A 20,231-nucleotide genomic window follows, 5' to 3' on the forward strand; every position below is an offset into this window, starting at 1 on the left:
CCGACACCCCGGCGGTACCACCGAGCGGGCCGTTGACCCAAGGACTTGTTTTTTGCAAGTATCAGGATCTCGAAGTCATCCGAACGACCGGGAAGGCGACTCACCATGGCGTCTGGGCGGAAGGTCGTCGTCTACGAGTTCCTGACGCTCGACGGCGTTGCCGAAAACGTCGCAGGGTTCTTCACCGAGGTCGAGGACAACGAGGTGGATGACGCCGCCGCTGCTGCGGTGATCGCGAGCCAGGACGCTGTCATCTTCGGTCGCCGCACCTATGACGAGTGGGTCGGTTTCTGGCCGGGCAGCCAGATAGAACCGTTCGCGACGTTCATCAACTCCGTGCCGAAGTACGTGGCGACCTCGTCGCCGCTCGCCGCCGAGTGGGCCCATGCCCGTGCCATCGATGGTGGGCTGGTCGAGTTCGTGGCAGACCTGAAGAGCCGCCCCGGAGGCGACGTCGGGGTGCACGGCAGCATCTCGGTCGCGCAGACGCTGCTCGCCGCGGGTGTCGTCGACGAGCTCAGGCTCGTGGTCGCCCAGACGATCGCCGGTGTCGGCCGTCGGCTGTTCGACGGCCTACCTCCGATCCCCCTCGTCCCGATCCGGAGCGTGGTCTCGCCCTCGGGGCTCCTGATCCTCGACTACGAGGTCGTGAACGCGCAGGGGCGCGCCTGATGGCCGCACGCGACTACGGGCAGTACTGCGGCGTCTCGCGTGCCCTCGAGCTCGTGGGCGAGCGCTGGGCCTTGCTCATCGTCCGGGACCTCCTCGTGGGTCCCCGTCGCTTCGGAGAGCTGGCAGCCGGACTCCCCCGGATCCCGAGCAACATCCTCGCGACGCGGCTCACGCAGCTGCAGGCGGCAGGCGTCGTCCGCCGGGTGGTGCGCTCGAGCGTCATCCGCTACGAGCTCACGCCCTACGGCCAGGAGCTCGAGCCCATCGTGCTCGCGCTGGGCGCCTGGGGCTTCAAGGCCATGGGCGATCCGCGGGAGGGCGAGATCGTGACGGCCGACTCGATGACCATGGCCCTGCGCACCGCCTTCCAGCCACAGGAGGCAGCGCACCTTCCGCCGACGGCCTACGCGGCACACTTCGGTCCCACGGCTCTGATGGTCATGGTGGACGGTCCCGCCCTGGACGTGACGCGTGGCGACGGTCCGGTCGACCTCGCGTTCGCCGCAGGCGCAGGCATCCGCCGCCTCATCTCCGGCGAGCTCGACTGGAGGCGCGCGATCGAGACGGGCGTGGTCGAGGTGCTGCGCGGTCGCGGCGAGATCCTCGAGCGCTTCAGCGCCACGTTCCGCCTAGCCGCCTGACCGAGCGCGCACCACGGGCTCCAGAAAGCGCTGTGAAGCACTTCGAGGGAGCATGTCGAGAAGTCGTCATCGGCTCCGCTCACCCGGTGAAGGCCGCGACCGGCGCGGCTCACAGCACAGGAGAACCACCATGCCGAAGTACCTGCTCCTCAAGCACTACCGCGGTGGACCGGACCAGTACCGTCCCGTGCCGCCGATGGACCAGTGGGAACCCGAGGACGTCGAGGCACACATGGCCTTCCTGCAGCACGTCAACGAGCTGCTCCAGGAGAACGGCGAGTGGGTGGACGCCCAGGCGCTCACCCCGGAGCGCACCTGGGTGCGCTACGGCGGCCCCGACGCCGCGCCCGTCGTGACCGACGGCCCGTTGCCGGAGACGAGCGACCTCGCGGCCGGCTGGTACATGATCGACGTCGACTCCCACGAGCGCGCGGTCGAGCTCGCCGCGTATGTCTCGTCCGAGCCCGGACCGGGCGGGACACCGCTCTACGAGTGGATCGACGTCCGCGAGGTCATGTCCGAGATCCCCTCACGAGACTGAGCGGTGGTCCTCGACACACCACCGGTCGACCCGCGGGACGACAGCGCATTGCGTGCTCTCGTCCCGCGGGTGCTCGCGGCGCTCGTCCGGCGCGGCGAGGACTTCGACGCCGCCGAGGATGCGCTGCAGGAAGCTCTCCTGGAGGCGCTCCGGGTGTGGCCCGAGCATCCCCCACGTGACGCGCGCGCGTGGCTGACCACGGTTGCCACCCGACGGCTCGTCGACGCCCGCCGGAGCCAGGCCTCCCGCGGCCGTCGCGAGGAAGCGGTCCACGACCGGCCGCGACCGGCGGGCACCGAAGAGGGTGACGACACCCTGTTCCTGCTCTTCTGCTGCTGCCACCCGGACCTCTCCCCCGCCAGCCAGGTGGCTCTGACGCTGCGAGCGGTCGGCGGTTTGACCACGAGGGAGATCGCGGACGCCTTCTACGTCCCCGAGGCGACGATGGCCCAGCGGATCAGCCGGGCCAAGCGCGCTCTGCACGGACGTCGCCTCGACCAGCCGGGGGACCTCGCCGTCGTGCTGCGCGTGCTGTACGTCGTGTACTCGACCGGCCACGCCGGCCGTGTGGACCTCGCTGGTGAGGCGATCCGGCTCGCGCGCCAGCTCACCCTCGCCACGGACGAGCCGGAGGCCCGAGGCCTGCTGGCACTCATGCTGCTCAACCACGCCCGCCGTCGCGCACGGCTGGATGCCGCAGGCCGGATCGTCACGCTCGACCGGCAGGACCGCGGACTGTGGGACACACGGCAGATCGCCGAGGGCGTCCGCGTGCTCCAGACGGCGCTCGCGGCGCAGCGACCCGGGCGCTACCAGATCGAGGCGGCCGTCGCCGCCCTGCACGATGACGCGGCCCGGGCCGAGGAGACCGACTGGCGGCAGATCCTCGCCTGGTACGACGACCTCGTCGACCTCAGCGACGACCCGGTCCGTCAGGACCCGGCCGCGGTGCTCGGTCGCGCCGTCGCGGTCGGCCACGTCCTGGACGCCGGAGCAGGGATCCGTGAGACCGAACGGTTGCGCGCCGTGATCGGCGACCGCCACCGGTGGCACGCGGTCCGTGGCCACCTGTACGAGCTGGGCAACGACTTTCCCGCCGCCGCCGCGGCCTACGCAGAGGCGGCTCACCGTGCGACGGACGTGGTCGAACGGGACCACCTCGTCAGGCAGGCCGCCCTGGCTCGGGCTGCCGCACAGGGACGAACCTCGCCGTGACCTGCGAGCGGACCCGACGAGCTACTCCGCGGGGTCGTCCGCCGTGATCGTTCGCACGAACCGTTCCTCGGTCAGCGAGTCGTCGCGCGAGAATGCCTGCCGCTCCCCCGTGCGCGTGAAACCAGCACGGACGCACAGGTCTCCTGCGGCGTGGTTGTTGTCGACGACCCAGAGAGAGACGGTGCTCGCACCGTCCGCGGCTGCCGCCTTGCAGACCGCGTCGACGAGCGCCCATCCGATGCCACGACGACGTGTCTCGGGGGCAACCCACAGCGAGATCAGATGACGGTCGTCCGTCGGTGAGCCGGGCTCCTGGAGCATCTGCACGATGCCGCGGCCGGTCCCCGTGTCGTCGACGGCGATCCACGTAGGGCTCGTACGCAACCGCATCCGCCAGTGCGACTCGACGAACCGGTTCTCCCGGGCCAGCGAGGCGCCGAAGATCCCGGGGTTCTCGCGCACGGCACGAAGCCGGACGTCGCGAACGATCTCCCAGTCGTCCTCCCCCACGCGTTGAATCAGCACCATGACAGGATGCCGCACGCTGAGCATCGGCGCTGCCAGGCGCGACGCGCGGAGATGAGCTTCCGTCAGCCGCCGTGGCCCGCCGGATCGGGCACGGACCGGGCAGCGTCGGCGATCTCCTCCTCCGGCCGGGGTGGCACGGACTCGTCGAACTCGAGCTCTGGCACCTCGTGGGACTGGCCGTCGTGCCCTTCAGGGTGCGTCATGTTCGTCTCCTCCGACGTGGTTCACCGTACGCATGCGCGGGTGCGCTGACCAGCCTGGTCGTCTACAGGTCGATCCCGTCTCCGGCATCGAGCAGGATCACGTCCCCGGCTCCACCGAGCCGCCCCAGGAGCGTCGACGCGAGCGCGAGGCCGGGTGCCGACAGATGGGCGTCGTGGATCGCGACGAGCCGGCGGGGTGCGACCGAGCGCACGTAGTCGACCACCTCGCCGACCTTGAGCCACGGGCCGCCGACGGGCGTCAGCAACGCGTCGACGGACGCACCCAGCGGGTCCACGTACCCGTCGCCGGGATGCAGGACACCCTCGACCAGGTAGCCGACGTTCGGGGCGCGCGGGATGTCTGCGTGGATCAGGGCATGCCACTCCCCCAGCACGGCGACCTGGAACCCGCCTGCCTGGATCGAGTCGCCGGCAGCGACGGCGTGCAACCGGTCACCCGGGGCTCCGGCCGCAGCCAGCAGGTCGAGCGCCGCCTGCGGACCCCACACGTCCACGCCGGCGGCGACCACGGGTTCGGTCGCGAGATGGTCGGGGTGCTCGTGGGTGACCAGAACCGCCGCGACACCGTCAAGTGCGCCGGAGACGTCCGAGAAGCCACCGGGGTCGATGACCAGGTGGTCGTCGCCGCGGTCGAGACGGATGCAGGAGTGGCCCCAGCGGGACAGGCGAGTGCTCATTCCCGCAGTCTTCCCTGACCGGGACGACGGTGCTGACCGAATGCGTGACCGACGCGATTCGTGAACGACACACGGCCCAGATACGGTGTCGCCGTGCTGGTGCTCGGTGTGTGCAGTCTCAAGGGTGGGGTCGGGAAGACTTCGGTGACCCTCGGCCTCGCGTCGGCCGCGCTGGAGCGCGGCATGCGCACCCTCGTGATCGACCTCGATCCTCAAGGCGACGCCACGATGGCGCTCGGGGCACGGCCCGACACCGCGGATGTGGCCTCGGTGCTGGCGCTTCCTGGCGCCGCCACCATGGAAGCTGCGACGGTTCCCTCGTCCTGGGCGGACGACGGTCTCGACGTGCTCGTGGGCTCCGAACGTTCGGCCGAGCACGACCGGCTGCGCGACAACGACGTCGAACGCCTCAGGTACGCGCTGTCGTGGGTCAGCGGCTATGAGCTGGTCCTGATCGACTGCCCGCCCTCGCTCGGCGGTCTCACGCGGACGGGGCTGGTCGCAGCGGACCGTGCGATCGTCGTCACCGAGCCCGGGTTGTTCGCGGTGATGGCAGTCGGGCGGGCCATGCGCACGATCGACGAGCTGCGACGCGACCAGGCTCCGGCCCTGCAGCCGCTCGGGATCGTGGTCAACCGCGTGCGCGCCCGTTCCGTCGAGCAGGCGTACCGCCTGGAGGAGCTGCAGGCGCTGTACGGGCCGCTTCTGCTCAGCCCGAGCGTTCCGGAGCGCGCGGCGTTGCAGCAGGCTCAGGGCGCCGCACAGCCCGTGCACGCGTGGCCGGGGACGGCTGCCGCCGAGCTGGCGCGCACGTTCGACGCCCTCCTCGAGAGGGCGCTGCGGGCACCCCGCCGCTGAGCCGCTGCCCCAGCAGGTCAGCCTGCGGTGCGGGCCTGACGACGCATCGCGAGCTCGTCGTGCGGCGACGGCTCCGAGACCACGTCGTCTTCTTCGTCGACCCGCTCGGTGGGCAACGCGGCAAGCGTCCCCTCTACCTCACGCCACACGCGTCCCACGGCGATGCCGAACACTCCTTGGCCACCTTGCACCAGGTCGATGACCTCGTCGGCCGAGGTGCACTCGTAGACGCTGGCGCCGTCGGACATCAGGGTGATCTGCGCAAGGTCGTCGACACCGCGCTCGCGCAGGTGCGCGACCGCGGTACGGATCTGCTGGAGCGACACCCCCGTGTCCAGCAGGCGCTTGACCACCTTGAGCACGAGGATGTCGCGGAAGCTGTAGAGCCGCTGCGTCCCTGAGCCGGTCGCCGGGCGGACCGAGGGCTCCACGAGTCCCGTCCGGGCCCAGTAGTCGAGCTGGCGGTACGTGATGCCGGCTGCGCGGCACGCCGTCGGTCCGCGGTAGCCCGTCGAGGTGTCGAGATCGGGGAGGTCGTCGTCGAACAGCATGCCCTGCGCGCGCTGGGGCACGACCCCTGCGACGCTCTCGGCATTCTCGGTGCTGGTCACGAATCCTCCACTCGTCGTGCGCCGGTCGGGCCGACATCTCCCCCGGCTACGAGCCACAGTAGGCCCGTCGTGGTGCAGACGCCACGACGCGCCCGGGCGTGTCGCGGCACGCGAGTCTCACCTTCAACCTGAACACGAAGGTTGAGGCTCAGGGCCCCTCGTCGTCGGGCTCGCTGCCCGTCCCGAAGTCCTCCGGCGTGACCAGGTCCAGGAACCGGCGGAACCGCTCGAGGTCCTGCTCGGAGGACGTGGTCCGGACCTCGACGCCGGCCACAGCGACGACCTCGGCGGAGCACAGGACCGGGCAGGAGAACCGCAGGGCGAGCGCGATCGCGTCAGATGCGCGCGAGTCGACGCGCGGACCTGTGCGAAGCACCAGCTCTGCGTGGAACACCCCCTCCTCGAGCCGCGTGATCTCGACCCGGGTCAGACCCGAGCCCGTGGCCACCAGCACATCGCGGAGCAGGTCGTGCGTCATGGGCCGCGGGGGCACGATGCCCGCCTGTGCCGACGCGATCGCGCTCGCCTCGGACGGACCGATGAGGATGGGGACGAGGAGCTCGGAGTCCGGGTCGAGGAGCAGCACGACGATCTCGTCGTCCGCGAGATGCTGGCGCACGCCCACGATCTCGACGGGAATCAGCTCGGCGTCGTCCCCCATACGGCCCAACCTACGACGCCGCAGGCGATCCGGCGCCCCTCGGCGACGATCCGCGTGTATCGGTCCCGTTACGGAGCGAGGTCCGCGACGGCCGCGCGCACGAGCGCGGTGTGCATCTGCGTGCACAGCTCGCCGACCTCAGCGGCAAGCGTCCCCGCACGGGCGCGGCTCGAGGCGCTGCGCTGTCCGCGCCAGGGCGCGACCACCTGCTCGACCAGGTCCGCCTGCCGGTCCGCGGCGGCACGGAACTGGCGCAGGTGCCGAGGGTCGATCCCGTGCTGGGCGAGCGCCGCGGCCGAGACGACGATCTGGAGTGCCCAGGAGTCGAAGGCACCCGACGGGTGCGGCCGAAGGACACCGGCCGCGGCCAGGTCCTCGACGAACGACGGCTCGACCCCGGCCTCGTGGGCGAGCACGTCGACGGTCAGACGCGTACCGCTCGACTCCCGGACGCCGTCGCGGGTAGCGAGCCGTGCACGCGGCGCCGGCTCGTCCTCCTCCCCCGCGTCCAGAGCGGCAAGACGCTCACCGATGACCTTCAAGGGCATGTAGCGATCACGCTGCTGCCGCAGGACGAACCGGAGGCGCTCCACGTCGGCAGGCGAGTACTGGCGGTAGCCCGAGGCGGTCCGGACCGGCTCGATGAGGCCCTGTTCCTCGAGGAAGCGAAGCTTGGAGGTGGTCACCGCAGGGAACTCGATCTGCAGCGACGCGAGGATGTCCGAGATCCGCATCGTCGCCCGGCGTGAGATGCCCCGGGGCCAGCGCTCCTGCGTCGGCGGAGCCTCGTCATGGGTCGTCGCGGCTTCCTGCACCGCGGCCAGCCGCTGCGGTCGTGCGCTCACCGGGCCGCTCCTCCGGGTGCTGTGTCCGGTCGGTTCACGCGCCGGCCGCGTCCCGGTGCGGGCTGGGGTGGAACGTCATGCGGTACTTGCCGATCTGCACCTCGTCGCCCGCGCGGAGCACGGACTGGTCGATGCGCGTGCGGTTCACGTAGGTGCCGTTCAGCGACCCGATGTCTCGGACGACGAACTGGCTGCCCTCTCGGACGAACTCGGCGTGCTTGCGGGACACGGTCACGTCGTCGAGGAAGATGTCAGCCCCGGTCGACCGGCCCGCGACCGTGCGGTCCGCGTCGAGCAGGAACCGTGCACCGGCACTCGGGCCGCGCTGCATGACCAGCAGAGCAGACGTGGGCGGCAGCGCGTTGACCGCGCCGACCTCGTCCTGGGTCAGTCCGACCGGGGCGCCCGCCTCGATCTCCACCTCGATCGGCTCGATCGCGCCGAAGCTCATCGTGGTGTCCGGCCCAGGTCCCCCGACCTGCGGATCCTCGCTGTTCATGCCACCTCCCGGCCCGGTCCCGACGATTGGTGCGGGCTCGCAGCCGCGCGTTCACACCCTATGCGGACGAAGGCGCCTGGCGCAGCACCGCCGGCGCGCGCCCGCGCGCCGGAGGCCGTCGCAGGCCCGGATCAGTCGCCCGAGAGCGGGATCGGCGTGGCGAAGACCGGGTCCGGAATCACCCGCAAGGCTGTGATCTGGACGTTGTCACGTTGCTCGACCTCGCCCTGGCCACCGTTCAGTCGCACCTGCGCCATCGCGCCACCCGGGATCTGGAGGGCGGGGTCGATGGTGTCGGGATCGCCGATGACCAGCCACACGTACGGGGAGCTCAGGGTCGCGCCGTCCAGCACCACCGAGCCCGCAGTGCCGGTGAAGGCGCTGCTGGCGGTCACCCGCTGGCCGTTCAGCGAGATGGCTTCGGCGCCCGCGTTGCGCAGCTCCTCGAGCACCTCGAGCATCGTCACCGGCTTGATGAGCCCGTCCGGCTCCGTGAGCGTCACAGCGACTCCCGGTCCCTCGGCCGGGAGCCGACCCGTGAGGATGCCCTGGGTCTCCGCGCTACGACGGAGGGCGTCGAGCGCAGCCTGGCGACGGTCGGAGCCCGACAGGAGCTGGTCGCGCTCACGAGTGAGGTCGGCGGACTCGCTCGCCAGTGCGTCGCCGCGGTTCGTGACCTCGTCGAGGATGCGCACGAGGTCCTGCTGGCGCATCGAGTTGAGGTCGGCGCCCGCGGCCTGCCGCACCTGGACCACGAGCGCGAACCCGAGCAGCGCGCACAGCACACCGGCGAGCACCTGCGCCCGCGTCATCCGCGGCTTGAGGGCTCGCCCGAGGACGGACCACGCCCCGGGTTCCGCCGAGAGCTCCGGGATGCGCAGCTCGTCCGGGCCGGGCGACGCGCTCTCCGCGAGGGCCGCCCCGGACAGCTCGTCCTCGACACCACCCTGCGCGGATCGAGTCTCGTCGCCCCCGACGGGCTCCCATGCCGCGTGGTCCGTCGCGTCCGGGTCCGTGTCCGGCCGGTCCGCGTCCGCCCCAGGGCGGTCCTCTGGGCCATCCTGCGTGCCCTGCTCAGCGCCCGGGCCGAGATCGGCGGCGGCGGAGTCGTCGAACGCGTCCGGCGGACTCTCGTCGACGTCGACCTCGGGTACGTCGAAGGCCTGCTCCTCGATCGCGTCCGCGAGCGACTGCTCGATGGCCTCCGCGCGCGCCAGCTCGGCGGCGGCGGCCGCAGCCAGCGGTGACTCGTCGTCGTTGGTGACCGGACCGGCAAGGTCGGGTCGCGGCTCGTTCAGCGCGTCGTAGACCTCGAGAGGGCTCGGTCGCCCGACGTCCGTGTCGTCGGCCCCGACGTCCTGACCCTGCTCGTCGTTCATGGTCATGCTTTGAACAGGTGCCGACGGATCGAGGCCGCGTTGGAGAAGATGCGGATGCCGAGGACGACCACGACCGCGGTCGAGAGCTGCGTGCCGACGCCGAGCTGGTCGCCGAGGAACACGATCAGGGCCGCAACGACGACGTTCGACAGGAACGAGATCAGGAACACGCGGTCGTCGAAGATGCCGTCGAGCATCGCGCGCAGGCCGCCGAAGAGCGCATCGAGGGCCGCCACCACCGCGATCGGAAGGTACGGCTGCAGCTCTGTGGGCACGGTCGGCTGGAGGAGCAGCCCTCCGACGATGCCGATGAGCAGCCCGACGACTGCGATCATGCGCGCTCCCTCCCCGAAAGACGTGCCGACCATGCCACACCGGAGGCTCCCGGTGCACGTCCCGCACTGTTCACGTCCTGCGTCGCAGCAGGTGCTGGCGAAGGCTCGTCCGACGCGCCCAGGACCGTCGCGTCGTGCAGCGTCACGGGACCCGTACCCGGCAGCTCCAGGCGCGACTTCGAGGACATCTGGACGCCGATCCCGTACGTGGTGCGAAGCGTCGACATGTGCTGGCCGGCGCTGGTCCTGGCGAGCGCCGGCTGCATCGCGACAGGGTCGCCGATGGCGTCGATCTTGTACGGGCTGCTCAACGACACCAGGTCGACGAGGACGGCGTCACCGGCGGAGCGGATGGCGGTCATCGCTGTCAGCCGGTGGCCGTTGATCGCGATCGCCTCAGCGCCCGATGCCCACAGCCCGTTGACCACGACCTGCAGGTCGACGTCCTGCACGCGCAAGGTCGGGTCCTGCGCGTCCTGGTCGTCCGACGGCGCGTCGGCGAGCTCGATGCGCAGTCCGCGGCCCGCGACCGGAACCACACCCGCCTCGACGAGCACGGGGCTCGTACCGTCGTGGAGCCCGGCGTCCTCGCCTCCGAGCACGTCGCTCTGCAGCGACCCGACCTCGGACGTCAGGTCGTCGATCTGCTCCTGGAGATCCTCCGCCTTCGTGGTCCGCTCCTGGATCTGCCCCTCGAGGATCTCGCGCGCCCGCTGGGCCGAGCTCGCAGGCTGGCGCAGTGCGACCGTCGCGGCGGTGGTGCCCAGACCGAGTGCCACCGCGATCGCGACGAGCGTCGAGACCGACCTGAACGTCCGTGGGTGTGCCCGGCCCTGCGCCTTCTTGACGGCCGCCTCGGCGTAGCCCGGGTCGAGCGGCCTGCGGTAGAACTCGGTCAGCAGGGTCATGGAGGCGTCGGGCTGTCTCACCGGTGCGGCCGGCCATGGCCCGTCCGTACCGTGCCGCGAGGTCATGCGGGCTCCGCGGGCGCGCGCAGGAGACGCGCCGCCTGCGCCAGGTAGAGGAAGCCCGCGAACCAGTAGAGAGCGACGCCCCAGAGGGCGAAGGCCCAGCCCACCACCCCCGCGACCACACCGACCCACGAGTCCAGCTCGGCGAGCAGCAGCAACGGGAAGGCGTACAGCAGCGCGAACGTGCCGGCCTTCCCTGCCAGGTGCACCGGAAGCGGTGCGTAGCCCGCATGACCGAGAACGAGCAGCATGATGCCGAGCACCACGTCGCGGAGCCCGAGCGCGACGAGCAGCCACCACGGGACCACGTCGCGCCACGCCAGGGCCACGAGCGTGACGATGATGAAGAGACGGTCCGCCGCCGGGTCCAGCAGCTGGCCCAGCCTGGAGACCTGTCCGAGCCGCCGCGCGAGCACACCGTCGAGCCAGTCGGACGCGCCGGAGACGGCGAGGACGAGGATCGCCCAGCCGTCGTTACCCATGGCCAGGAGCACCGCGAACACGGGTACCAGGAGGAGTCGCAGGAAGCTGATCGCGTTGGGGATCGTCAGCACGCGCGAGCTCACGACGTCGTTGCCTGCCACTGCCTCCCCTGATCCCTGTGCCGACTGGGCGCGGCGTCGATCCTATGCGGGCGAGCGAGGCGCTCATGACCGTGGCTCGGCGTTCGGGTGCCGATGGTGCGACGCTGGCGCCATGACGCATCGCAACGACCCTGAGGTGATCCGACGGCTCCTGACCGGTCCGGGCCGATGGGCGGTCGTCGGCCTCTCCTCGAACCGTGCCCGCGCGGCCTACGGGGTCTCGGCCTATCTCGGTTCCATCGGCAAGGAGATCGTCCCGGTGCACCCGAGCGGCGAGACGGTGCACGGTGCCGCCGGGGTCCGCTCGCTCGCCGAGGTCGAGGGGCCCGTGGACGTCGTCGACGTGTTCGTCAACAGCAGCCTGGCGGGTGAGGTCGTCGACCAGGCCGTCGCGATCGGCGCCCGCGCGGTGTGGCTCCAGCTCGGCGTGGTCGACGAGGAGGCCGCGGCGCGAGCGCAGGCCGCGGGTGTCGACGTCGTCATGAACGCCTGCCCGGCCATCGAGGGACCGCGACTCGGCCTCGGATGACCCTGTGCGCGACGTCACGCACCCCGTTCCGGACACAGGACTGCCGCCCCCGGTAGGCTGTCCTCGAATCTGGAGTTCGTCGCGTCCCCCGTCGAGGCGTCGCCACCACCGCACATGCGGTCGTGGCTCGCCTCTTGTGTGAGGTCTAGGCACCGCGAGTCGCGGTTGCCACTGGGTGGTCCGGGGCTGCGACCCGCTGTTCGCCGACCTGGTGCACGGTTCAGGGCTCCGCCCCGCGATGATCGGTTCCTCATTTCATGAGCTCTGCTGTGTCCTCAGTTGCGCCCTCTTCCATGCCCGAGAACGGCACCTTCGACGAGCTCGGCCTCCCGCCGGCGCTTCAGGCCGCGATCGCGGACCTCGGCTTCACCACACCCTCGGCCATCCAGGCGCAGGCCGTCCCCGCCCTGCTCAGCGGCCGCGACATCGTCGGCGTCGCCCAGACCGGGACCGGGAAGACCGCAGCGTTCGGTCTCCCGCTGCTCGCGTCGATCGACCCCGACGTGCACGCCGTCCAGGCGATCGTCCTGACCCCGACGCGCGAGCTCGCCATGCAGGTGGCCGACGCCATCCAGTCGTTCGCGACGCACCTGCCCGGGTTGAACGTGCTCGCCGTCTACGGCGGTTCCCCGTTCCTCCCGCAGCAGCGCGCGCTGTCCCGCGGCGCCCAGGTCGTCGTCGGAACACCCGGTCGGGTGCTCGACCACCTCGACCGGCGCACGCTGAAGATGGACGACGTCCGCTTCCTCGTGCTCGACGAGGCCGACGAGATGCTGCGCATGGGCTTCGCCGAGGACGTCGACCGCGTGCTGTCGGCCGCGCCGCGTGAGCGCCAGGTCGCCCTCTTCTCCGCGACGATGCCGCCGCCCATCCGTCGGGTCGCCGAGCAGCACCTGAACCGCCCGGTGGAGATCACCGTCTCGCGCCAGGCGTCCACGGTGACCAGCGTCCGCCAGACGTACGCCGTGGTGCCGCACCGCCACAAGACCGGTGCGCTCGCCCGCGTGCTCGCCGTGTCGGAGGCCGACGCGGCAATCGTGTTCGTGCGTACCCGCGGTGCGGCTGAGGAGGTCGGCAGCGCGCTGGTCGAGCGCGGGATCTCCGCTGCGTACATCTCCGGCGACGTCGCACAGACCGAGCGGGAGAAGATCGTCGACCGCTTGCGCTCCGGTGCGCTGGACGTGCTCGTCGCCACCGACGTCGCCGCCCGCGGCCTGGACGTCGACCGCATCGGCCTCGTCGTGAACTTCGACGTGCCGCGCGAGCCCGAGACGTACGTCCACCGCATCGGTCGTACCGGCCGCGCCGGCCGCGAGGGCGAGGCGCTGTCGTTCGTCACGCCCGCCGAGCAGTCGCGCCTGCGTCAGATCGAGCGGACCACGCGTCAGTCGCTCATCCAGGTCGAGATCCCCACGCCCGTCGAGGTGTCCGCGCACAAGGTGACGGGCCTGCTGGCCCGGACCGCCGAGCGCAAGGAGATCGGTCGCCTGGACCTGTACCGCGAGGCCATCGCCGTACACCTGGCGAAGAACCCCGACGTCGACCCTGTCGACCTGCTGGCGGTCCTCACCGCGCTCGCGGTGGGCGACGAGGGCCCCGTGGCCGCGTCCGGCGACGACCTCGACGACGCCCTGTCGCGCGCGCACCTCACGGGCGGCAACGGGCGCGACCGCGACAGCGAGCGTGGCTACGACCGGCCGGAGCGCGACCGCCGCAACACCAACACGCACATCGCGGGCGGTTCGCCGCGCTGGCGCGTGGCGGTCGGCCACCGCGACGGCCTGCAGCCGGGTGCCCTCGTGGGCGCTCTCACCGGTGAGGGCGGCCTGACCGGCAAGGACGTCGGCAAGATCGACATCTTCGGCAGCTTCGCACTGGTCGACATCCCGGCCGGCCTGACCCCGGAGGTCATCGACCGCCTCGCGCGCACGCGCGTCGCCGGGCGCCCGCTGCGGATCCGCCAGGACACGGGTCCCCGTCCCGGCCAGGGCGCCTCGCGTCCGAGCCACGGTCCAGCACGCGGTCGCTCCTGACCTGACGGAAGAAGCCCCGTCTCTCGCTCGAGAGGCGGGGCTTCCTCGCGCTCAGGCGACGGCTGAGGCCACGGCCGAGACGAGCTCGTCGACGTCCGCCTCGGTGGTGTCGAACGAGCACATGAGCCGCACCTCGCTCGTCGCCACGTCCCAGTCGTAGAACCGCCAGCGGCGACGCAGAACGTCAGCGACCCCCGGCGGAAACACCACGAAGACACCGTTGGCCTGGGTCGGTCGCGTGACGTGGACCCCGGGGAGGTCCTCGATGCCCGCACGGAGCCGCGTCGCCATCGCGTTCGCGTGAGTGGCCGACCGCAGCCAGAGGTCACCTTCGTACAGGGCGACCAGCTGGGTCGACACGAACCGCATCTTCGAGGCCAGCTGCATGTCCATCTTGCGGAGGTACGTCAGCCCACCGTCCGCGTCCGGGGTGAGCACGACGACGGCCTCGCCGAACAGCAGGCCGTTCTTGGTCCCACCCAGGGACACGACGTCGACTCCGGCGTCCGTCGTGAACGAGCGCAGCGGGACGCCGAGCGCTGCTGCCGCGTTCGAGATGCGCGCACCGTCGAGGTGGAGCCGCATGCCCAGCGAGTGCGCCTGGTCGGCGAGCGCGCGCACCTCGTGGGGCGTGTACAGCGTTCCGAGCTCGGTGCTCTGCGTGATGGAGACGACCCCGGGCTGCGCGCGGTGCTCGTCGCCGAACCCCCACGCCTGCCTGGCGACGAGGTCGGGGGTGAGCTTGCCGTCGGGTGTCGGGACGGTGAGCAGCTTGACGGCCCCGACGCGCTCAGGTGCGCCGTTCTCGTCGGTGTGGATGTGTGCGGTCTCGGCGCAGATCACCGCACCCCAGCGCGGCAGGAGCGACTGCAAGGACAGGACGTTGGCGGCGGTCCCGTTGAACACGGGAAACGCTGATGCGGCCGACCCGAAGTGCTGCTGCACGACCTCCTGAAGGCGTTCTGTGTACCGGTCCTCGCCGTAGGAGGTCTGGTGCCCGCCGTTCGCCTCCGCGATCGCGGCGAGGATCTCGGGGTGCGTCCCGGCGTAGTTGTCGGAGGCGAAGTCGCGGCGCTCGGCGTCGTGCAGTCGGGTCACGGGCACCAGTGTGCCCTGACGTCGAGGGTGCGGCATGATCCGAGGAAGCCACGGGAGGTGACAGGTGCGCGAGGTGGGGCAAGGGGACACAGAACCTGACGACGGCCGTACGGAGACCGTCAACCAGAGGGCGGACCGCAACTGGAACGAGCTCCTGCAGGAGCTGCGGGTCTCCCAGACCGGCACGCAGATCCTGACGGGCTTCCTCCTGACCATCCCGTTCCAGCAGCGGTTCGCGACGCTGGACACCTACGAGCGCAACCTCTACCTGGTGCTCGTGCTTCTGGCGGTGCTTGCCACGGCCTTGCTGCTCACACCGGTGAGCCTGCACCGGGTGCTCTTCCAGAGGCGGCTCAAGCCCGAGCTCGTCGCGTGGGGGAACCTGTTCGCCCGGACCGGCCTTTTTGTCCTCGCACTGGTCCTGGCGGGCGGAGCGATGCTGCTCTTCGACGTGGTCCTCGGTCGGACGGCCGGTCAGGTCGTCGGCATCGCCTCGATCGTCGTGCTGGCCGGCTTCTGGTGGGCTCTCCCGACGGCGATCGGGCGCCGCAGGCGGCACTAGGACGGGTCCTAGGCCCGATCAGGACGCTGCTGCGGCCGACCTGCACGACGCGCAGGTACCGATGAGCTCGATGGTGTGCTCGACGTCGTCGAACCCGTTTGCGGCTCCCACCTGGGTGGCCCACGCCTCGGCCTGACCGGCCTCGATCTCCACGGTGCGACCGCACGAGCGGCAGACGAGGTGGTGGTGGTGGCTGCGCTGATCGCAGAGCCGGTAGACCGACTCCCCCTCCTCGGTCCGCAGCACGTCGACGTCGCCGTGCTCGGTGAGGCTCTGCACGGCGCGGTAGACGGTGGCCAGACCGACGCTCGAACCGCGGGAACGCAGCATCTCGTGCAGCTGCTGCGCGCTGCGGAACTCGTCGATGTCCTCGAGGAGGTCCAGGATCTCTGCGCGCTGCCGAGTCTGGCGCGGGACGACCACCATGACCGAGCCACCTTCCTGAGAGTCGTTCCCAAGATCATACGAGATCGGGCCCCCGATCCGCGTGGATCAGGGGCCCGGCCTGGTGTTCTCGAGGTGCTGCGTCAGCCCTGGACGGCGCGCTTGAGGGCGCTGCCCGCGGTGAGCTTCACGCGGAAGCCCGCGGGGATCTCGAGCTTCTCGCCGGTCTGCGGGTTGATGCCGGTGCGGGCACCACGCTCGGCGCGGGCGACGGCAAGGAAGCCGGGGATCGTGACGGCCTCGCCCTTGGCGAGGTTCTCGACCACGACCTCCTGCAGGGCCTTGAGGGCCTTGTCGGCGTCCGTGTTGGTGAGGCCGGCCTTGGCTGCGAGGGCCTGGACGAGCTCGGTGCGGTTCACGCTCACTGGATGTGCTCCTTGTTCACTCGGGAATGCGGGCCCAGGTGCGGGCCGAGGTGTGCCCGGGCATGCAGAGGGACCGACTGCCCGGGGACGACCGGCTGACACTAACCCGTGAAGTGCCCTCAGACCGATCCGGGGCGTGTCGTGTCACCTGTGCGCGCGTTCCAGCAGGTCGTCGAGCGGCCAGGTCGTGATCACTCGGGCCGGGTTGAGACCGTGCTGCGCGGCGCGTTCGCAGCCGGCCCCGAGCCAGTCGAGCTGGCCGGGGGCGTGCGCATCCGTGTCGATCGAGAAGAGGCAGCCGGCCTCGATGGCGAGGGCCAGCAGCTCGTGCGGCGGATCGAGGCGGTCTGGCCGGCAGTTGATCTCCACGGCCACGCCGTTCTCGGCGCAGGCCTCGAAGACACGACGCGCGTCGAACTCGCTCTGCGGGCGGCTCTTGCCCTTGACCTGTCGACCCGTGCAGTGGCCCAGGATGTCCGTGCGCGGGTTGCGCACGGCCGCAAGCATCCGCTCGGTCATCGGTCCGCGGTCCATGCGCAGCTTGGAGTGCACCGAGGCGACGACCACGTCGAGCTCGTCGAGCAGGGCCGGGTCCTGGTCCAGCTGGCCGTCGTCGAGGATGTCGACCTCGATGCCGGTGAGGACCCGGAAGGGCCCCACCACGGTGTTCAGGGCGGCGACCTGCGCCAGCTGGGCCCGCAGCCGGGCGGCCGACAGCCCGTTCGCGACCGTGAGCCGGGGTGAGTGGTCGGTGATCGCCAGGTAGTCGTGGCCGAGCTCCATCGCCGCAAGAACCATCTCCTGGATGGGCGTGGAGCCGTCGCTGGCCTCCGTGTGCGCGTGGAGGTCGCCCCGCAGCGCCTGGCGCAGGGCGCTCGCCTCGGGCGCTATGGACGACGAGGCGTACTCCTGCTCGAGCGCGTCCAGGTACTCGACCGGCTTTCCTCGGAGCACGTGCGCGACGACGTCCGCCGTGCGGGCGCCGACCGACGGCAACGTCGCCAGGGCACCCGTGGTCTCCAGGACCGCGAGACGGTTCGGGTCCTGCTTCTCGACGCTCACCGCGGCCTTGCGGAACGCCTCGCTGCGGTACGCACTGGCCTGTGCACGCTCCAGGAGGAACGCGATCCGGCGCAGTGCTGTCACGGCGTCGGCCTGACGGCCCGACGCCGAGCGGTCCGACGGGCTCACGACGCCTTGGACTTCCGCTTCTTCGGCGCGTCCTTCGTGGCCTTCTCCGGCTCGTCACCACGTGCGCTGCGGGCCTTCTCGACGCTGCGCTGCAGCGCGGCCAGCAGGTCGACCACGTCGCCACCACCCTCGGAGTCGTCCTCCCCGGGCGGGACCGGAACGGACTGCGTGTCCCCCGAGGAGACCTTGGCCTGGATCATCGCCTCGAGCGCGCCCGCGTACCGGTCCTCGTACTGCGTCGGGTCGAAGTCCGCGGCGAGCGAGTCGACGAGCGACGACGCCATCGCGAGCTCTTGAGGACGGACCGTGACCTCGTCGTCCAGGACGGGGAAGTCGACCGCCCGGACCTCGTCGGGCCACAGCAGGGTCTGCATGACGATGACCTTGTCGCGGACCCGCAAGATCGCCATGGACTCACGCTGCCGCAGCGCGACCTTCACGACCGCCACCCGGTCGGCCTGCTCGAGCGCCCCGCGAAGCAGCGCGTACGGCTTCGCGGCGGACTTCTCCGGCTCGAGGTAGTACGTCTTCTGCAGCAGGATCGGGTCCACCTGGTCCACCGGGACGAACTCGAGCACCTCGATCTCCCGCTCGGTGGACAAGGGCAGCGAGCGGAAGTCCTCGTCGGTGAGCACCACGAGCTCACCGTCCTCGGTCTCGTAGCCTTTGGCGATGTCGGACATCTCGACTGGCTCGCCGTCGATGCTGCAGAACTTGCGGTAGCGGATGCGGCCGCCGTCCTCTCGGTGCACCTGGTGAAGCGTCACCTCGTGCTCCCCCGTCGCCGAGTAGAGCCGCACGGGAACGTTGACCAGCCCGAAGGCGACGGAACCCTTCCAGATCGCTCGCATGGTGTGTGCTGCCTTCCGTCGTCGAGGTGCGGTGGCCCGAACCATCACGGGCACGCCTTTCACAGGGCGCGACCCGCGCGACCTTCTACCGGCAGGATGGACCCGTGGAGCCCATGCTCGCCACCCCCGCGACCGGACCGACGGGACTTCCGCGCGGGTCGGCGTGGGCGTTCGAGGTCAAGTGGGACGGCGTCCGGGCGATCGCGGACACCTCGTCGGGCGTCCTGCAGCTCTGGAGCCGCACCGAGCGCGAGATCACCCTGGCCTACCCCGAGCTGGACGGCCTGGCAGCTGTCCAGGACACGATCCTCGACGGGGAGATCGTCCTCATGGCCGACGGGATCCCGTCGTTCACCGCCCTCGCCGAGCGGATGCACGTGCGCGACGTCCGCCGCGCGGCCGCGCTGGCCGCACGTCAACCGGTGACCTTCATGGTGTTCGACGTGCTCAGGCACGCGAGCGACGACCTGACCCGGACGACGTACGACGAGCGGCGCGTGGTCCTCGAGCAGCTCGCTCTGCCCCGGAACGTGCAGCTCTCCCCCATCTATCCCGACGGTCAGGAGCTGTGGGGGGTGACGGAACAGCTCGGGCTCGAAGGTGTGGTGGCCAAGCGACGCTCGTCGACCTACCAGCCCGGCCGCCGATCCGACGACTGGGTCAAGGCGCCCCACCGTCGGACGCGCGCCGCGATCGTGTGCGGCTGGCGCCCGGAGACCACCGGGTCGGGACGGCTCGGTGCCGTGCTCTTCGGCGCGCGCGACGCGGCCGGCGCCCTGCGGTTCCTCGGACGCGCAGGCAGCGGCCTGACCGGTCAGAAGGCGACCAGCCTGCGCAAGCTCCTGGAGGAGCACGCGCGCGCGGACTCGCCGTTCGACGAGCCGATCCCCGTCGAGGACGCGCGCGGGACCCGCTGGGTCGACCCCGTCGTCATCGTCGACACCCTGTACCTGGCCCGAAACCCCACGGGGCGCCTGCGCCAGCCGGTGGTCCGTGGGATCCGCACCGATACCGACGCCGACCCCTGGGAGCAGCCGTGACACCAGAACGGCAGATGGTGGACGTCGAGGGCCGTTCGGTCCGCGTCAGCCACCTGGAGAAGGTCATGTACCCGGCGACGGGGATGACCAAGGCCGAGGTCATGAACTACTCGGTCGGCATCGCACCTGCGCTGCTCGCCCAGCTCAAGGGACGGCCGGTGACGCGCATCCGCTGGCCCGACGGTGTGGGCGGAGAGAAGTTCTTCGAGAAGAACACGCCACGCGGTGCACCCGCCTGGGTCCGTCGGCGCAAGATCCGGGCCGCCCCCGGTTCCGACGACGAGGGCGCAGAGCTGGAGCTGCCCTTCCTCGACGACCTGGCCGGGCTGGTGTGGGCGGCGAACCAGGGGGCGCTCGAGCTGCACACCCCGCAGTGGCGCGTCGGCCCGCGCGGCGCCGTCCACCACCCGGACCGGCTCGTGGTCGACCTCGACCCCGGGCCCCCGGCAGGGCTGGACGCGTGTGCCGAGGTCGCCCACCTCGTGGCCGAACGGCTGCGTGCGGACGGGCACGACGCGATCGTGCCCGTGACCTCGGGAAGCAAGGGCATGCAGCTCTACGCGCCGTTGCCGGGGACGCAGACGGTCATGGAGGTGCGCCAGTACGCCCACGACCTGGCGTACGACATCGCAGCCGAGAACTCGAAGCTCGTGGTCGCGATCATGAAGAAGGACCTGCGTGGCGGGAAGGTGCTGATCGACTGGTCGCAGAACCATCCGGCGAAGACCACGATCACGCCCTACTCGCTCCGCGGTCGGGAGTACCCGCACGTCGCGGCACCGCGGTGGTGGGACGAGATCGGACCCGGCCTGACGCAGCTGACTCCCGACGACGTCGTCGCGCGGTACGCCGAGAGGGGCGACCCGTTCGCCTGACT

26 protein-coding genes are annotated in these 20,231 nt (G+C 71.1%); 10 read left to right on the top strand and 16 right to left on the bottom strand.

Annotated features, from left to right (window positions below):
• Positions 1–105: 105 nt before the first annotated feature.
• The 4 genes from N553_RS0109855 to N553_RS0109870 all read left to right on the top strand — a co-directional run bounded on the left by N553_RS0109855 (position 106) and on the right by N553_RS0109870 (position 3,069).
• On the top strand, positions 106–672 hold the full coding sequence (locus tag N553_RS0109855) for a dihydrofolate reductase family protein (protein ID WP_028046377.1): 567 nt from the start codon (positions 106–108) through the stop codon (positions 670–672).
• Positions 672–1,313, top strand: a complete 642-nt coding sequence (locus tag N553_RS0109860; RefSeq protein ID WP_028046378.1) for a helix-turn-helix domain-containing protein — start codon at positions 672–674, stop codon at positions 1,311–1,313. Before N553_RS0109855 ends, N553_RS0109860 begins: the two co-directional genes overlap by 1 nt.
• A gap of 130 nt (positions 1,314–1,443) precedes the next feature.
• Positions 1,444–1,854 carry a YciI family protein gene (locus tag N553_RS0109865; protein ID WP_028046379.1) on the top strand — a complete coding sequence of 137 codons (411 nt, stop codon included), beginning with the start codon at positions 1,444–1,446 and terminating at the stop codon, positions 1,852–1,854.
• A gap of 3 nt (positions 1,855–1,857) precedes the next feature.
• Positions 1,858–3,069, top strand: coding sequence for an RNA polymerase sigma factor (locus N553_RS0109870; protein WP_034621714.1), 1,212 nt, complete (start codon positions 1,858–1,860; stop codon positions 3,067–3,069).
• 21 nt (positions 3,070–3,090) lie between these two features.
• On the opposite strand, the gene N553_RS0109875 is transcribed toward N553_RS0109870, so the two are convergent.
• The 3 genes from N553_RS0109875 to N553_RS0109885 form a co-directional block, all read right to left on the bottom strand.
• A complete protein-coding gene (locus N553_RS0109875; RefSeq protein ID WP_231505228.1) occupies positions 3,091–3,597 on the bottom strand; it encodes a GNAT family N-acetyltransferase in 507 nt (168 codons plus the stop codon).
• Between the two features lie 62 nt (positions 3,598–3,659).
• Complete coding sequence (locus N553_RS25060; RefSeq protein WP_156043797.1) at positions 3,660–3,800, bottom strand: hypothetical protein; 141 nt, start codon at positions 3,798–3,800, stop codon at positions 3,660–3,662.
• Positions 3,801–3,862: 62 nt separating this feature from the next.
• On the bottom strand, positions 3,863–4,498 hold the full coding sequence (locus tag N553_RS0109885; protein WP_028046382.1) for an MBL fold metallo-hydrolase: 636 nt from the start codon (positions 4,496–4,498) through the stop codon (positions 3,863–3,865).
• Between the two features lie 93 nt (positions 4,499–4,591).
• Here N553_RS0109885 and N553_RS0109890 point away from each other — a divergent pair, with 93 nt between their 5' ends.
• Positions 4,592–5,356: a ParA family protein gene (locus tag N553_RS0109890; RefSeq protein WP_028046383.1), complete on the top strand. Its 765-nt coding sequence runs from the start codon at positions 4,592–4,594 to the stop codon at positions 5,354–5,356.
• Between the two features lie 17 nt (positions 5,357–5,373).
• Here N553_RS0109890 and N553_RS0109895 read toward each other — a convergent pair whose 3' ends face one another.
• The 8 genes from N553_RS0109895 to N553_RS0109930 all read right to left on the bottom strand — a co-directional run bounded on the left by N553_RS0109895 (position 5,374) and on the right by N553_RS0109930 (position 11,241).
• Entirely contained in the window at positions 5,374–5,967 is a 594-nt protein-coding gene (locus N553_RS0109895) for a MerR family transcriptional regulator (RefSeq protein WP_028046384.1), read from the bottom strand.
• 148 nt (positions 5,968–6,115) lie between these two features.
• Positions 6,116–6,628: a bifunctional nuclease family protein gene (locus N553_RS0109900; RefSeq protein WP_034621715.1), complete on the bottom strand. Its 513-nt coding sequence runs from the start codon at positions 6,626–6,628 to the stop codon at positions 6,116–6,118.
• Positions 6,629–6,696: 68 nt separating this feature from the next.
• Positions 6,697–7,473 carry a MerR family transcriptional regulator gene (locus N553_RS0109905; protein ID WP_231505229.1) on the bottom strand — a complete coding sequence of 259 codons (777 nt, stop codon included), beginning with the start codon at positions 7,471–7,473 and terminating at the stop codon, positions 6,697–6,699.
• Positions 7,474–7,507: 34 nt separating this feature from the next.
• On the bottom strand, positions 7,508–7,972 hold the full coding sequence (locus tag N553_RS0109910; RefSeq protein WP_028046387.1) for an FHA domain-containing protein: 465 nt from the start codon (positions 7,970–7,972) through the stop codon (positions 7,508–7,510).
• Between the two features lie 131 nt (positions 7,973–8,103).
• Positions 8,104–9,351 carry a DUF881 domain-containing protein gene (locus tag N553_RS24270; RefSeq protein WP_051640052.1) on the bottom strand — a complete coding sequence of 416 codons (1,248 nt, stop codon included), beginning with the start codon at positions 9,349–9,351 and terminating at the stop codon, positions 8,104–8,106.
• A 2-nt stretch (positions 9,352–9,353) separates the two neighbouring features.
• Complete coding sequence (locus tag N553_RS0109920; protein ID WP_028046388.1) at positions 9,354–9,686, bottom strand: small basic family protein; 333 nt, start codon at positions 9,684–9,686, stop codon at positions 9,354–9,356.
• On the bottom strand, positions 9,683–10,594 hold the full coding sequence (locus N553_RS22100) for a DUF881 domain-containing protein (RefSeq protein WP_231505230.1): 912 nt from the start codon (positions 10,592–10,594) through the stop codon (positions 9,683–9,685). Before N553_RS22100 ends, N553_RS0109920 begins: the two co-directional genes overlap by 4 nt.
• Positions 10,595–10,656: 62 nt before the next feature.
• A complete protein-coding gene (locus N553_RS0109930; protein ID WP_028046389.1) occupies positions 10,657–11,241 on the bottom strand; it encodes a CDP-alcohol phosphatidyltransferase family protein in 585 nt (194 codons plus the stop codon).
• A 112-nt stretch (positions 11,242–11,353) separates the two neighbouring features.
• Here N553_RS0109930 and N553_RS0109935 point away from each other — a divergent pair, with 112 nt between their 5' ends.
• Entirely contained in the window at positions 11,354–11,770 is a 417-nt protein-coding gene (locus tag N553_RS0109935) for a CoA-binding protein (protein WP_028046390.1), read from the top strand.
• A gap of 257 nt (positions 11,771–12,027) precedes the next feature.
• A complete protein-coding gene (locus tag N553_RS0109940; RefSeq protein ID WP_028046391.1) occupies positions 12,028–13,803 on the top strand; it encodes a DEAD/DEAH box helicase in 1,776 nt (591 codons plus the stop codon).
• Positions 13,804–13,854: 51 nt separating this feature from the next.
• On the opposite strand, the gene N553_RS0109945 is transcribed toward N553_RS0109940, so the two are convergent.
• Entirely contained in the window at positions 13,855–14,937 is a 1,083-nt protein-coding gene (locus N553_RS0109945; protein WP_051640054.1) for a low specificity L-threonine aldolase, read from the bottom strand.
• A 37-nt stretch (positions 14,938–14,974) separates the two neighbouring features.
• Between N553_RS0109945 and N553_RS0109950 the strand changes: the two genes are divergently transcribed.
• Positions 14,975–15,463 (top strand): DUF6328 family protein, encoded by a 489-nt coding sequence (locus N553_RS0109950; RefSeq protein ID WP_034621995.1) that lies wholly within the window; start codon positions 14,975–14,977, stop codon positions 15,461–15,463.
• Between the two features lie 18 nt (positions 15,464–15,481).
• Here the strand turns inward: N553_RS0109950 and N553_RS0109955 are convergent, their stop codons facing one another.
• The 4 genes from N553_RS0109955 to N553_RS22105 all read right to left on the bottom strand — a co-directional run bounded on the left by N553_RS0109955 (position 15,482) and on the right by N553_RS22105 (position 18,314).
• Positions 15,482–15,889, bottom strand: a complete 408-nt coding sequence (locus tag N553_RS0109955) for a Fur family transcriptional regulator (protein ID WP_028046394.1) — start codon at positions 15,887–15,889, stop codon at positions 15,482–15,484.
• Positions 15,890–15,990: 101 nt separating this feature from the next.
• Positions 15,991–16,272: an HU family DNA-binding protein gene (locus N553_RS0109960; protein WP_028046395.1), complete on the bottom strand. Its 282-nt coding sequence runs from the start codon at positions 16,270–16,272 to the stop codon at positions 15,991–15,993.
• A gap of 144 nt (positions 16,273–16,416) precedes the next feature.
• Positions 16,417–17,463 carry a PHP domain-containing protein gene (locus N553_RS0109965; RefSeq protein WP_051640055.1) on the bottom strand — a complete coding sequence of 349 codons (1,047 nt, stop codon included), beginning with the start codon at positions 17,461–17,463 and terminating at the stop codon, positions 16,417–16,419.
• Positions 17,460–18,314, bottom strand: a complete 855-nt coding sequence (locus N553_RS22105) for a Ku protein (protein WP_051640056.1) — start codon at positions 18,312–18,314, stop codon at positions 17,460–17,462. Before N553_RS22105 ends, N553_RS0109965 begins: the two co-directional genes overlap by 4 nt.
• Positions 18,315–18,427: 113 nt before the next feature.
• On the opposite strand from N553_RS22105, the gene N553_RS0109975 reads away from it, so the two are divergent.
• Both N553_RS0109975 and ligD read left to right on the top strand, forming a co-directional pair.
• Complete coding sequence (locus tag N553_RS0109975) at positions 18,428–19,354, top strand: DNA ligase (RefSeq protein WP_369796714.1); 927 nt, start codon at positions 18,428–18,430, stop codon at positions 19,352–19,354.
• Entirely contained in the window at positions 19,351–20,229 is an 879-nt protein-coding gene (gene ligD, locus N553_RS0109980; protein ID WP_028046398.1) for a non-homologous end-joining DNA ligase, read from the top strand. Before N553_RS0109975 ends, ligD begins: the two co-directional genes overlap by 4 nt.
• Positions 20,230–20,231: the final 2 nt, after the last annotated feature.

This window comes from Cellulomonas sp. URHE0023 (genome assembly GCF_000688475.1).
In the GTDB taxonomy this organism is placed as follows: domain Bacteria; phylum Actinomycetota; class Actinomycetes; order Actinomycetales; family Cellulomonadaceae; genus Cellulomonas.